Source organism: Pseudomonas sp. Ag1 (assembly GCF_000278565.1).
GTDB lineage: Bacteria > Pseudomonadota > Gammaproteobacteria > Pseudomonadales > Pseudomonadaceae > Aquipseudomonas.
Window position 1 is genome coordinate 59,499 of the sequence record NZ_AKVH01000097.1, and the last position, 12,230, is coordinate 71,728.

Annotated in this window: 13 protein-coding genes; 1 reads left to right on the top strand and 12 read right to left on the bottom strand. The window is 59.5% G+C overall.

The window, feature by feature from the left end:
• From A462_RS17365 to A462_RS17310, 12 genes are all read right to left on the bottom strand, one after another.
• On the bottom strand, positions 1 to 1,410 hold the full coding sequence (locus A462_RS17365) for a circularly permuted type 2 ATP-grasp protein (RefSeq protein WP_004371206.1): 1,410 nt from the start codon (positions 1,408 to 1,410) through the stop codon (positions 1 to 3).
• Between the two features lie 425 nt (positions 1,411 to 1,835).
• Positions 1,836 to 2,177, bottom strand: coding sequence for a ribonuclease E inhibitor RraB (locus A462_RS17360; RefSeq protein WP_003193463.1), 342 nt, complete (start codon positions 2,175 to 2,177; stop codon positions 1,836 to 1,838).
• Positions 2,178 to 2,390: 213 nt separating this feature from the next.
• The gene (locus A462_RS17355) at positions 2,391 to 2,651 is read right to left on the bottom strand and encodes a hypothetical protein (RefSeq protein ID WP_008434908.1); all 261 of its coding nucleotides are present in this window, start codon (positions 2,649 to 2,651) and stop codon (positions 2,391 to 2,393) included.
• Positions 2,652 to 2,730: 79 nt separating this feature from the next.
• The gene (locus A462_RS17350) at positions 2,731 to 3,336 is read right to left on the bottom strand and encodes an START domain-containing protein (protein ID WP_004371215.1); all 606 of its coding nucleotides are present in this window, start codon (positions 3,334 to 3,336) and stop codon (positions 2,731 to 2,733) included.
• 44 nt (positions 3,337 to 3,380) lie between these two features.
• A complete protein-coding gene (locus A462_RS17345) occupies positions 3,381 to 3,635 on the bottom strand; it encodes a YkgJ family cysteine cluster protein (protein ID WP_008434909.1) in 255 nt (84 codons plus the stop codon).
• Between the two features lie 163 nt (positions 3,636 to 3,798).
• A complete protein-coding gene (locus tag A462_RS17340; RefSeq protein WP_004371218.1) occupies positions 3,799 to 4,299 on the bottom strand; it encodes a hypothetical protein in 501 nt (166 codons plus the stop codon).
• Between the two features lie 104 nt (positions 4,300 to 4,403).
• A complete protein-coding gene (locus tag A462_RS17335; RefSeq protein WP_008434911.1) occupies positions 4,404 to 5,843 on the bottom strand; it encodes an aminotransferase-like domain-containing protein in 1,440 nt (479 codons plus the stop codon).
• A gap of 312 nt (positions 5,844 to 6,155) precedes the next feature.
• Positions 6,156 to 6,968, bottom strand: coding sequence for an OmpA family protein (locus A462_RS17330; protein ID WP_004371220.1), 813 nt, complete (start codon positions 6,966 to 6,968; stop codon positions 6,156 to 6,158).
• Positions 6,965 to 7,327 (bottom strand): DUF4398 domain-containing protein, encoded by a 363-nt coding sequence (locus A462_RS17325; RefSeq protein ID WP_008434912.1) that lies wholly within the window; start codon positions 7,325 to 7,327, stop codon positions 6,965 to 6,967. Before A462_RS17325 ends, A462_RS17330 begins: the two co-directional genes overlap by 4 nt.
• Positions 7,328 to 7,336: 9 nt before the next feature.
• Positions 7,337 to 8,152: a substrate-binding periplasmic protein gene (locus A462_RS17320; protein WP_008434914.1), complete on the bottom strand. Its 816-nt coding sequence runs from the start codon at positions 8,150 to 8,152 to the stop codon at positions 7,337 to 7,339.
• An 83-nt stretch (positions 8,153 to 8,235) separates the two neighbouring features.
• Positions 8,236 to 9,165: an electron transfer flavoprotein subunit alpha/FixB family protein gene (locus A462_RS17315; protein WP_004371223.1), complete on the bottom strand. Its 930-nt coding sequence runs from the start codon at positions 9,163 to 9,165 to the stop codon at positions 8,236 to 8,238.
• Positions 9,166 to 9,167: 2 nt separating this feature from the next.
• Positions 9,168 to 9,917 carry an electron transfer flavoprotein subunit beta/FixA family protein gene (locus tag A462_RS17310; RefSeq protein WP_004371224.1) on the bottom strand — a complete coding sequence of 250 codons (750 nt, stop codon included), beginning with the start codon at positions 9,915 to 9,917 and terminating at the stop codon, positions 9,168 to 9,170.
• Positions 9,918 to 10,470: 553 nt separating this feature from the next.
• On the opposite strand from A462_RS17310, the gene A462_RS17305 reads away from it, so the two are divergent.
• Positions 10,471 to 12,135 (top strand): electron transfer flavoprotein-ubiquinone oxidoreductase, encoded by a 1,665-nt coding sequence (locus A462_RS17305; RefSeq protein WP_008434918.1) that lies wholly within the window; start codon positions 10,471 to 10,473, stop codon positions 12,133 to 12,135.
• Positions 12,136 to 12,230 lie beyond the last annotated feature (95 nt).

The following is a 12,230-nucleotide window of genomic DNA, read 5'->3' on the forward strand; positions in this document are numbered from 1 at the left end:
TCAATCCTCGACCACCCAGGTGTCTTTGGTGCCGCCGCCCTGGGACGAGTTGACCACCAACGAGCCTTCCCGCAGCGCCACACGAGTCAGGCCGCCGGGGACCACACGGGTTTCCTTGCCTTGCAGCACAAACGGGCGCAGGTCGATATGCCGTGGGGCGATGCCGTTTTCGACGAAGGTCGGGCACGTCGACAGGCACAGCGTTGGCTGCGCGATGTAGGCGTGGGGCTTGGCCTTGATGCGTGCACGGAAGGCTTCGATTTCCGCTGCCGAGGCGGCCGGGCCGACCAACATGCCATAGCCACCGGAGCCCTGGGTTTCCTTCACCACCAGTTGCGGAAGGTTGGCCAGTACGTGGGACAGTTCACTGGGATTACGGCACTGGAACGTCGGAACATTCTTCAGGATCGGTTCTTCATCCAGGTAAAAACGGATCATCTCGGTGACGAAGGGGTACACCGACTTGTCATCCGCCACCCCGGTGCCGATGGCATTGGCCAACACCACGTTGCCCGAGCGGTACGCCGCCAGCAGGCCCGGCACGCCGAGCATGGAGTCCGGGTTGAAGGCCAGCGGGTCGAGGAACGCGTCGTCGAGGCGACGGTAGATCACATCCACCGCCTTGGGACCATCGGTGGTGCGCATGAACACGCGGTCATCACGCACGAACAGGTCGGCGCCTTCCACCAGTTCCACGCCCATTTCCCGGGCCAGGAATGCATGCTCGAAGAACGCACTGTTGAAACGCCCAGGCGTCAGCACCACCACACTGGGATTATCCAGCGGGCTGGAGCTTTTCAGGGTGTCGAGCAACAGGTTGGGATAGTGGTCGATGGGCGCAATGCGCTGGGCCGCGAACAGTTCGGGGAACAGGCGCATCATCATCTTGCGGTCTTCGAGCATGTAGCTCACGCCGCTGGGGGTACGCAGATTGTCTTCGAGGACGTAGTAAGTGCCGTCGCCATCGCGTACGAGGTCGACACCTGAGATGTGGGAATAAATATCCCGGTGCAAGTCCAGGCCCTGCATCGCCAACTGGTACTGCTCGTTGGCCAGGACTTGCTCGGCGGGGATGATCCCTGCCTTGATAATGCGTTGTTCGTGGTAGAGGTCGGCGAGAAACATGTTCAGCGCCTTGACCCGCTGGATGCAGCCGCGCTCGACGATCCGCCATTCACTGGCCGGGATGCTGCGGGGGATCGTGTCGAAGGGGATCAGGCGCTCGGTACCTTGCTCATCGCCATACAAGGTGAAGGTGATACCGGCCCGGTGAAACAGCAAATCGGCTTCGCGCCGGCGCTGGGCCAGCAGTTCGGCCGGCGTGTCGGCCAACCAGCGGGCAAATTCGCGGTAATGGGGGCGCACCTGCCCTGCCCCGTCGTACATCTCATCATAATAAGTGCGGATCATGCCGTACTCCTTGTCACCCGGACGCCAGAACCATCGCAAGGCCCGTGCCAGCGGCATAAACACTTAAGTATCAATCAGTTGGATATAGACGCAGGTCTCATCGCACCGTCCCGGTGCAGCAAATGCCCGCTGTCATGGGCGGCGCCTCATTGCAATGCAGGCCATGACTATCACCAGCATAGTCAGAGTTGATTTCACTGCCCGGCAAACCCCGCGGATAATCACCTCCATCAGCTGAACAGGACGCGTCCTACAGCTTCATCCATTGCGCATTACCGCTTGTACCGAATCGCTCTCCTCCTTTGCGATCTTCCCTTTGGCCACCCTGCTCGGGTGGCTTTTTTTTGCGCAGGATTTTTCCCGCGCCAGAAACAAAAACGGCCGACCCAAAGGTCAGCCGATACGCTGTGTTATTGCTCATGCCGCTACATGGGTAACCCACGCACCTCCTGTTTCACGCCCCATCCCTCGATGATTCCGCCCAAGGGCTCGACCACCGCCTCAAAGTCCTGCTCGAAGTCTCCTATGCCGTCGTAGGTGGCGAACATGATTTTGCTCAATTCCAGGTACCAGGCGCCGTCATCCCGCGCGCTGACCTGGGCATTCAGGGATTCCCCACGAAACCGACCCGCAGCCCGCCGCGCACGTTCCTCATCCGGGAAAATGGCGTAGAACTCGATGGGATGGAAACGCGAGAAGTCAAAGCCGCCCTCTTTCATGCGGCGCAACACGTTGGTGCTGATGTCTTCTTGATAGGCTGTGCTCATGAAACGTCCTCCTCAAACCGATGGATAGACTTTCCGTGCTTCCCAAGGCCCGCGCTGCAAGGGCGCGGGTGTTACGGCAGTGACGTCGCCGCTGGGAGACAAGCATGTAGCTGACAAGACCAGACCTTAGCGATTCATTCGCTGATCTCCATTGCAGAGTAGCGCGAAGCTATCACCTCCACCAGAGTCTGTTTAAAGGCGTACAGGGAATATTCAGGCGGCGGGTTCGACGTTGAGGTCTTTGATGCTGTTTTGATCTTTCAGAATCTTGACCGTGGGTTCGGCGATACGCCCCTCCAGATCGTTGAGATCCAGTTCCTCCAGCACCGGTGATACGCGGGCGCGAACCAGGCGCGCAGCTTCTTCAAGCGTGGGTTTCTGCTCGCACTCGAATTGCTCGACTACCGACTCACCATGATCATTGGTGAAGGAAACGTTCCACTTTGGCATCAGAGCCTCCTCGATAAAACCCATGGGTGGGCTTACATCTATCTGGACCTTGAGGGCCTGGAAATCGTTCCACTCAAGGCAGGAGGCACCTGATCAACTGCAGTTATTTTTCAGCGTGTTCTTTCAGGGCTTTCAAGGTGTTGAACGGTGCGTCCACCACGAACTTGTTGGCCAACCAAGACGGCACGCTGCCACCTGGCTCGGTGTGCACCTGGTAGGTCACTTCGGTCAGGTTGTCGCCTTTAGGCACCAGCTTCCAGTAACCATCGACCTGGGCTACGCGCACATAGCCTTTGACTTCTGGCTGGTAGGTCGGCACTTCCAACAGCTTGCGGGTGACGGTGCCGTCGGCAGCCTTGGTGGTGGTGATTTCCAGGATCGAGTCACGATCGGTCACCGGGAACGGTGCCTTGAACTGGGTGTAGGTCCAGCTCTTGTCGCCTTCCTGCTTGAGCAGTTTCTGCGACTTGCATTCGTGGATCCAGGAACAGGCCCCCGCCACGTCTTCCTGCAGCGCCTGGATCTTGGCCAGCGGCGCCTTGATGGTCGTCACACCGCGATAAGCCTTGTACTTGGAACCGGCAATTTCACTCAAGGACACTTTGATGCCGTCTTCATCCTTGGCCGTCTGCCAGTCTTCAGCATGCGCTGCGGCAGCGAACAACGCGGTAAAACCGCACAACACAGCAATTCGTTTCAGTGAACCCATGGTCTTATTCCTTATTGTTGAAGTTCAGTACTTTGAACAGCCCACTAAGCCGCCGTCATCTGTTCCCACCAGCCGATCAACCTGATCGCTTCTGCCTGGCTACTGCCACAGATCTCGATATCCGCCTGGAACGAACTACACACTGCCGGCCGCTCAGGCTGGCCAAACAACTGGCACAGTTGTTCGACCGAAAGATGCAGGCAGCGTTCGCCCGCCGGTTTGCCGGCAGGCATTCCCGGCAACGGAGAACTGATGGATGGGGCAATGCAGCAAGCGCCACAGCCTTCACGGCATTTCATGACGAACAGATCCTCGACAACTCAAGTGTTGATGGCCACGTAAGACTACGCCCTTAAACAGACGTTTTAAATTGGCTTAACAGGGGTTTTTCACCGAAAACAAAAGTGACTGACCAGTCTGCGACAGAAGGTCAGGGGTGCGCGTCACGTTTACTCGTCGGGTTTATTGCTTGAACTGGAAATCCAGCGCCGCACCTTCAACTTCGCGGCGTTCTTCGTTGCGCAGTTGCAGCTGCATTTCATTGCTGAGCAGGCGCCCGTTGATCTGGAAGGCACTGTTGTCAGTGGGCTTTTCGGCAAACATCGGCGGCAGCAGCGGCACGTTCTTCGGCTGCGGCATGGTGCCGAGGGGTTGCAGGTGGCGAACCATGTTCGACGGCAGGCTCAAATCCAGCTCTGCGGGCGGCAGCGGCGTCTTGGCGACTTCGTGGGCCGACTTTGACTTGCTGGCGATAGGCGCACGTTTTTTAACCGGCGTTGCTTTCTTTGCGGGGGCTTTCTTCGCGACCGGTGCCTTCTTGGCCGCAGCGGCTTTTTTCGCCGGCACCGTTTGCTGGGAGCTGGCAGCAGGTGCCGCTTCACCGGCGGGAGCCGCCAGGACAGCGCCAGCGTTACACAGGCTTAACACGCAGATCAGCAGGGCAGCAGGAAAGGTATAAGTCATATCGCCAGCAGCATTAACGGCAGAAGGCCATATGCTCGCTTGTTGAGGACGGTATGACAAGCATGGTAATTAGCCAGCTACCCGTCGTGTCCCCTTTCCATGCCTCAAAAACCCGCCGCAGTCTCCTGGCATAACTGGCTTGCCAGCATCCCGAGGGTCATCAAGGCGCGCTCCGCCTCGCGGTTCCACGGGGTACCGCAGTTCAGGCGAATACAGTGGTTGAACTGTTCCGTATTACTGAAGATCAGCCCCGGTGCAATGCTGATGCCCTGCTGCAAGGCGCGCACGTGCAGTTCCTGGGTATTGACCCGTCCAGGCAAACTGACCCACAGGATAAAACCGCCGGTCGGGCGGGTCATCTGGGTGCCTTCGGGAAAATACTGCTGCACGGCCAGCTGGAACGCGCTGAGGTTCTTGCGGTACTCCTGGCGGATATAGCGCAGGTGGCGGTCGTAACCGCCATTCTCCAGGTACGCCGCCGTGCCCATCTGGGTCACGCTGCAGGCCGAATGGGTGCTGAACATTTGCAGGCGCTGGATTTCCTGCTGGTACTTGCCGGCAATCATCCAGCCAATGCGAATGCCCGGTGACAGGGTCTTCGAGAAACTCGAGCAATAGATGACCCGGTCCAGACGGTCGTAGGCTTTCAGGGCCTTGGTGCGGCCCAGTTCGAACATCAGTTCGCCATAGATATCGTCCTCGACCACCTGGATATCGAAATCCGAGGCCAGGCGCAGCAACTGTTTCTGCCGCTCTTCGGGCATGGTGCCGCCCAGGGGATTGCTCAGGCGCGTGGTCAGCACCAGGGCCTTGATCGACCATTGGTTGGCTGCCAGTTGCAGGGCTTCCAGGCTCATGCCGGTGGCCGGGTCGCTGGGGATTTCGATGACCTTCAGGCCCAGCAGATCGGCCAGTTGCAGCAAGCCGTAATAGGTCGGTGATTCGGCGGCGATCAGGTCGCCGGGACGGGTCAGCACCCGCAGCGACATCTGCAATGCATCGACACACCCATGGGTGATCACCACTTCGGAGGGGTCGACCACCACCCCGGCATCGCGCATACGGATCGCCACCTGGCGCCGCAGCGGCTCGAAACCCGGGCTGAACATGTAGCTGAACGCCCGCGGGCTCTGGAAACGCGTGACCTTGGCCAGTTGCTGATGCAGCGCGCGCACAGGCAGGTAGTCGACACTCGGCACGGCGGCGCCCAGCGGGAACACGCCTTCGCGACGGGATTCCACCAACACCTGTTGAATGATGCTGCTGCGGGTGACCAACCCTGGACGCTCGACCCGGGCGATGTCCGGCGTGGGCGCAGTGAGCGCCGGCGTCTGGTGCACGTAATACCCGGACTGCGGCCGCGCGCGAATCAAACCCTGGTCTTCCAGGTTCGCGTAGGCCTGCAACACGGTGGCGTGGCTGACGTTGAGCTGGGAGCTCATTTTGCGTACCGAAGGCACGCGCTCGCCCGGTTGATAGACACCGCGGCGGATATCCTCAGCCAGCTGCTGGGCGATACGTTGGTAGAGCAACAGATTGGTCATGACGCAGCACTCGATTTCACGGGTATTTTATTTTTGTGTGAAACATACCGGCACAGTTTAGAAGTGTACGGGGACAGTTGCCACAATAGTCGAGCGGGGGCGGCAGTGATAGAAAAAACTGTAAGGGTTGCGAACTGAATCGCGGGCATAAAAAACCCGATCATTGATCGGGCTTATGTGGGAGCTGTCGAGCTTCAGCGAGGCTGCGATGCAGGCGCTGCGGTCTCGCAGGTGCACCGAGGCGATCCTGTCGCAGCCTCGCTGGGGCTCGACAGCTCCCACAGGAATCAGCTTTCACCTTGAGAATCAGGTTCAGCGAGCAGCGCCCAACTGGCCTTTTTCGTCGGAGAACACAATTTCTACCCGACGGTTCTGCGCCCTGCCCCGCTCAGACGCGTTGGCCTCGACCGGATACTGATCGCCGTAGCCTTCGACCTGAATGCGTTTTTCGTCGATCCCCAGGTCGCTCAGTACATCCGCAACCGCTTGAGCGCGGTCCCGGGACAGTTTGATATTTTCCTGTTCGCCGCCGGTATTGTCGGTGTAACCCTCGATGCGCACCACGCGCTTGGGGTTCAGCTGCAGGAACTGCACCACTTTGAGCACGGTGCGGTTGGCCGAGTTTTGCAGCTCTGCATCACCCGTATCGAACAGCACGTCACCCAGGGTCATCACCAGCCCGCGATCAGGCTGGACGGTGGTCAGGCTGGATATCTGCGCCTCAATCCATTTGCCCTGTTGCTGAACGCTGGAGAGCTTGGCTTCACGCAGGGCCAGTTGCAGGCGCTGGCGTTCCAGCTCCAGCTTGACCCCACGCTCCTGGTTGAGTGCCTGCTCGGTGTGTTCCCGGGCAATCGCGCTGTAGCGCTGGCTCAGGTAGGCGTAATGCGCCACATCGGCGCCGCTGCCCCAGAAGCTGGAGAAACGGTCGGCACGGGCCAGGGACTCACCGGCGCGAATCACGTCCTTGGGTGCGATACGCAGCACATTCGAATCTTCCTTGACCTTCTGGAAGTCAGTGCTGGCCTGTTGCAAGGCGAGGTTACTGTCGGGATGGGTCGCACAACCACCCAGCGCACTGCCCAGCAACACCACACAGCTCAACCCACGCATCAACGGGCTCATTGGGCGTCTCCCAACTGCAACTGCTTGCGCAGGCGGGTGATACGGGTGTTGAGCACGTTCAGTTGCTCCTGGCTTTTGCGGGTCAGCACCCGCGCTTCCGCCAGGCGGGCGTCCAGCTCGGCTTCTTCAGCCTGCATGCGGGCGTCCTTGTAGGATTCATCGGCCATGTCGGCACGGGCCTGGGTGAACTTGTCTTCCGCCAGCTTCAGCTCGGGCGAATCGCTGGCGACGGCGCCCACGGCGCTGGCTTGTTCCAGGGCTTGCTGGGTCAGGCGCATTTGTTCATTCGGCGCAGGATCGGCTGCACATCCCGCCAGAGCTACAACGGCGAGGGCCGCGAAAAGAGGTCGAATAGTCACTGAAAATCCCTACTTTGTTGGGGTGCCGACGGGTTGCTGCAACTGCGCTTTCCAGCGCTCAAGATTGCTCTGCAGCGCGGTTTCCGCCAGACCGGACGCGGGCAATTCTGTCATCTTTTTGGCGAGCTGTCCGCGCAACCACGGATCGTTGCAGGCGGAGTTGTGGGAAATGGCCAGGTACAGGCCCGGCTGGTCGATGGGGATTTCCCGCGCCACCAGGTCGTTGCTCATGCCCAACGTCTGGGCCATGGCCATGCCGGAATAACGTCCGGCGAGCACGTAGTCCACTTCTCCCAACAGCAGTTTCTGGAACGCCGGGGTCAGGCTGGGCAGGCGCTGCAGGGTCAGTTGCTCACCGGCGAAGGTTTCAAAGTCGCGGCTCAGGCGCGCCCTTTCCGACACCGCGCCCTTGTGGCCCTGCAGGTCGCTGGCCTGGCTGTAGGCCAGGGTCGAATCCTTGCGGGTCCAGACCAGGTAATCGGTCTGCACCAATGCCGGGTGGATGTAATCGAGGGCGTCCAGGGCGTCGAGGGTCAACGGCGCGTCGGCGAGGATGTCCATGCGCCCGCTGCGCACTTCTTCCAGCGCCAGGGAACGTTTGCCGCCGTACAGCAGGTCGATTTTCACCCCGAGGTCCTTGGCCACTTGCTGCAGCATGTCGGCGGTGGCGCCGATCAAGTGCGTGGGGTCCTGAGGATCACGCCACAGATAAGGCGGTGCGTCCGGGCTGCCGGTGATCACCAGGCGATCACATTTGCCCGCCGCCACCGACACCGTCGGCAGCAGTGACAGGGCCAGCAGTACAGTCCAGGGACGCAATTCCATGGCAGGGTTCTCCAGTTGAAAAATTACCGGGCAAAAAAAAGCCCGGTCAAAAGACCGGGCTCTTTATAAGTGAAGCGGCTGGATTAGACCAGCTTCTCCAACTCGGGTACGGCTTCGAACAAGTCCGCCACCAGGCCGTAATCAGCCACCTGGAAGATCGGTGCTTCTTCGTCCTTGTTGATCGCAACGATCACCTTGGAGTCTTTCATACCGGCCAAATGCTGGATTGCGCCGGAGATACCGACGGCGATGTACAGCTGTGGCGCAACGATCTTGCCGGTCTGGCCGACCTGCATGTCGTTCGGTACAAAACCTGCGTCGACGGCAGCGCGGGAAGCGCCGACCGCAGCGCCCAGCTTGTCGGCCAGGGCGTACAGGTGCTTGAAGTTGTCACCGTTCTGCATGCCGCGGCCGCCGGAAACGACGATCTTGGCAGCGGTCAGTTCCGGACGATCGGACTTGGCCAGCTCTTCGCCAACGAAGCTGGAAGTGCCAGCGTCGTGGGCAGCGGCCACAGCTTCAACCGCAGCCGAACCACCTTCAGCAGCAACCGGGTCGAAACCGGTGGCACGCACGGTGATGACTTTTACCGACGCAGTGGACTGCACGGTAGCGATGGCGTTACCGGCATAGATCGGACGCTTGAAGGTGTCGGCGCTTTCTACCGAAACGATCTCGGAGATCTGGTCAACGTCCAGTTGCGCAGCAACGCGCGGCAGGATGTTTTTGCCATTGGAGGTGGCGGCAGCCAGGATGTGGCTGTAGCCAGCGCCCAGCTCTGCAACCAGCGGCGCAACGTTTTCCGGCAATTGGTGAGCGTAGGCTGCGTTATCGGCAACCAGTACTTTGCTCACGCCAGCGATTTTGGCAGCGGCTTCAGCCACGGCGCCAACGTTTTGGCCGGCGACCAGCACGTGGATATCACCACCGATTTTGGCGGCGGCGGCAACAGTGTTCAGGGTGGCCGGAGCCACGACCTTGTTGTCGTGTTCTGCGATTACCAAGATAGTCATGGTTAGATTACCTTCGCTTCGTTTTTCAGTTTCTCGACCAGTTCAGCCACCGACTTGACCTTGATGCCCGCGCTGCGTGCAGCCGGCGCTTCGACTTTTACGGTCTTGTTGGTGGAGGCGGTGGAAACGCCCAAAGCATCCGGAGTCAGCACTTCGAGAGGCTTCTTCTTGGCTTTCATGATGTTTGGCAGGGACGCGTAGCGCGGCTCGTTCAAACGCAGGTCGGTGGTGACGATGGCCGGCAGTTTCAGGGAAACTGTCTGCGCGCCGCCGTCGATTTCGCGGGTCACGGCAACCTTGTCGCCGCTCACTTCGACTTTCGAGGCGAAGGTGCCCTGGCCGTAACCGGTCAGTGCAGCCAGCATCTGGCCAGTCTGGTTGTTGTCGCTGTCGATGGCTTGTTTGCCGAGGATCACCAGCGATGGCTGTTCCTTGTCGACAACGGCTTTCAACAACTTGGCAACGGCCAGGGAAGTCAGCTCTTCAGCGGATTCGACGAGGATGGCGCGATCGGCACCCAGCGCCAGGGCGGTACGCAGCTGCTCTTGAGCAGTGGTCGGACCGATGGAAACGACGACGATTTCAGTCGCAACGCCTTTCTCTTTCAGGCGTACGGCTTCTTCCACGGCGATTTCGCAGAAAGGGTTCATCGACATCTTGACGTTAGCGAGGTCGACGCCGGAATTGTCCGCCTTGACGCGAACTTTCACGTTGTAATCGACAACGCGTTTGACAGCTACAAGAACCTTCATGGATTCCTCGTTACTCTCCGGTGAAAAGAAAGTCGCCTAGGCGAACCTGGCGGTTGATGCTCATCGGCACACAAGGGCACCTCCAAAAACACCGGCAATCGTCGGCGGGGGACCTTGCTCACGGGAGTGATGACCGTTCGTCAGCGGTGACTGAGAGGTCATTCATTATCGTGGCGTGTAAACTGCGCGCCATCGTGGCTCGCGCGTCACCCTTATTTGCCTTCAGCCTGTCTTTCGAGGTGGCCTTGAAACCCACAGTCTGCCTACGGGATGCGCAAAACCGACCGTATATTGACCGGAACGCCTATTCCGGTCAATACGCCAAAATGGTCAGTTATAAGCCGCGTTGCTTTGATTTACCTAGCTTGCGGGCAATTCAAACAAACGTTTGTATTGGACGCTGAGAGTGGTGTAGATATAATGCGCCACCTAGAGAGAAAGGTGGGTCGTCCCCTGCCCCTTGCATGAGATTGATGCAGGCATTGTGGGACGGATTACCGAACCTCCACCCATTAGAAAAAAAAGCCGTTGAGCCTTGAGTAGGAGATAGCCTGTGGAACGCGAATACATGGAATTCGACGTGGTCATCGTCGGCGCTGGCCCGGCAGGCCTGTCTGCCGCCTGCCGATTGAAGCAGAAGGCCGCCGAAGCCGGTAAGGAAATCAGCGTCTGCGTGGTCGAAAAAGGCTCCGAAGTCGGCGCTCATATCCTGTCCGGTGCCGTGTTTGAACCCCGTGCCCTGAACGAACTGTTCCCGGACTGGAAAGAACTCGGTGCACCGCTCAACACCCCTGTTGTGCGTGATGACATCTATGTACTGCGCTCCAGCGAAGCTTCCACCAAGGTGCCTGACTTCTTTGTGCCCAAGACCATGCACAACGAAGGCAACTACATTATTTCCCTGGGCAACCTGTGCCGCTGGCTCGCCCAGCAGGCCGAAAACCTGGGTGTGGAAGTCTACCCGGGCTTCGCCGCCCAGGAAGCGCTGTTCGACGAAAACGGCGTGGTGCGCGGGATCATCACCGGTGACCTGGGCGTCGACCGTGAAGGCAACCCGAAAGAAGGCGTCTACACCCCGGGCATGGAACTGCGTGGCAAGTACACGCTGTTCGCCGAAGGTTGCCGTGGCCACATCGGCAAGCAACTGATCCAGCGCTTCAACCTGGACAGCGACGCCGACGCCCAGCACTACGGCATCGGCCTGAAGGAAATCTGGGAAATCGACCCGGCCAAACACCAGCCAGGCCTGGTAGTGCACACCGCCGGTTGGCCGCTGGACATCATGAGCGCCGAGAACACCGGCGGTTCGTTCCTCTATCACCTGGAAAACAACCAGGTGGTCGTCGGCCTGATCGTCGACCTGTCCTACAGCAACACCTTCCTGTCGCCATTCGACGAGTTCCAGCGCCTCAAGCATCACCCCGTGCTGGCCCAGTACCTGGAAGGCGGCAAACGCATCAGCTACGGCGCCCGTGCCATCTGCAAAGGCGGCCTGAACTCACTGCCGAAAATGGTGTTCAAGGGCGGCGCGCTGATCGGCTGCGACCTGGGCACCCTGAACTTCGCCAAGATCAAGGGCAGCCACACCGCGATGAAGTCCGGCATGCTCGCCGCTGACGCCGTGGCCGATCGCCTGTTCGCCGAATCCGAAGGCGGTGACGAACTGACCGCTTACGTCGACAGCTTCAAGAACAGCTGGCTCTACGAAGAACTGTTCGCCAGCCGTAACTTCGGCCCGGCGATGCACAAGTTCGGCCCGATCATTGGTGCCGGCTTCAACTGGTTCGACCAGAACATCCTCGGCGGCAAAATGCCGTTTACCCTGCACGATACCAAGCCGGACTACGCCTGCCTCAAGCTGGCCAAGGACAGCAAAAAGATCGACTACCCGAAACCCGACGGCAAGCTGAGCTTCGACAAGCTGAGTTCTGTGTTCATCTCCGGTACCAACCACGAAGAAGAACAACCGTGCCACCTGAAGCTGAAAGACCCGAGCATCCCGATCGGCACCAACCTGCCGCTCTACGATGAACCGGCGCAGCGCTACTGCCCGGCCGGCGTGTATGAAGTGATCACCAAGGAAGACGGCGAGAAGCGCTTCCAGATCAACGCCCAGAACTGCGTGCACTGCAAGACCTGTGACATCAAGGACCCTTCGCAGAACATTACGTGGGTGACGCCGGAAGGTGCGGGTGGGCCGACTTACCCGAATATGTAAATCCGCTGCTTGAACAGAAGGCTCCCGAATGGGGGCCTTTTTTATAGCCCGGAAAAAGACCCATCGACTCGATCAAATGTGGGAGCGGGCTTGCT

Bases quoted from the DNA above. Each gene is read 5' to 3' on its own strand.
- A462_RS17365 (WP_004371206.1), bottom strand. From the start codon at position 1,410: ATGATCCGCACTTATTATGATGAGATGTACGACGGGGCAGGGCAGGTG.
- A462_RS17360 (WP_003193463.1), bottom strand. From the start codon at position 2,177: ATGAGCACAGCCTATCAAGAAGACATCAGCACCAACGTGTTGCGCCGC.
- A462_RS17355 (WP_008434908.1), bottom strand. From the start codon at position 2,651: ATGGGTTTTATCGAGGAGGCTCTGATGCCAAAGTGGAACGTTTCCTTC.
- A462_RS17350 (WP_004371215.1), bottom strand. From the start codon at position 3,336: ATGGGTTCACTGAAACGAATTGCTGTGTTGTGCGGTTTTACCGCGTTG.
- A462_RS17345 (WP_008434909.1), bottom strand. From the start codon at position 3,635: ATGAAATGCCGTGAAGGCTGTGGCGCTTGCTGCATTGCCCCATCCATC.
- A462_RS17340 (WP_004371218.1), bottom strand. From the start codon at position 4,299: ATGACTTATACCTTTCCTGCTGCCCTGCTGATCTGCGTGTTAAGCCTG.
- A462_RS17335 (WP_008434911.1), bottom strand. From the start codon at position 5,843: ATGACCAATCTGTTGCTCTACCAACGTATCGCCCAGCAGCTGGCTGAG.
- A462_RS17330 (WP_004371220.1), bottom strand. From the start codon at position 6,968: ATGAGCCCGTTGATGCGTGGGTTGAGCTGTGTGGTGTTGCTGGGCAGT.
- A462_RS17320 (WP_008434914.1), bottom strand. From the start codon at position 8,152: ATGGAATTGCGTCCCTGGACTGTACTGCTGGCCCTGTCACTGCTGCCG.
- A462_RS17315 (WP_004371223.1), bottom strand. From the start codon at position 9,165: ATGACTATCTTGGTAATCGCAGAACACGACAACAAGGTCGTGGCTCCG.
- A462_RS17310 (WP_004371224.1), bottom strand. From the start codon at position 9,917: ATGAAGGTTCTTGTAGCTGTCAAACGCGTTGTCGATTACAACGTGAAA.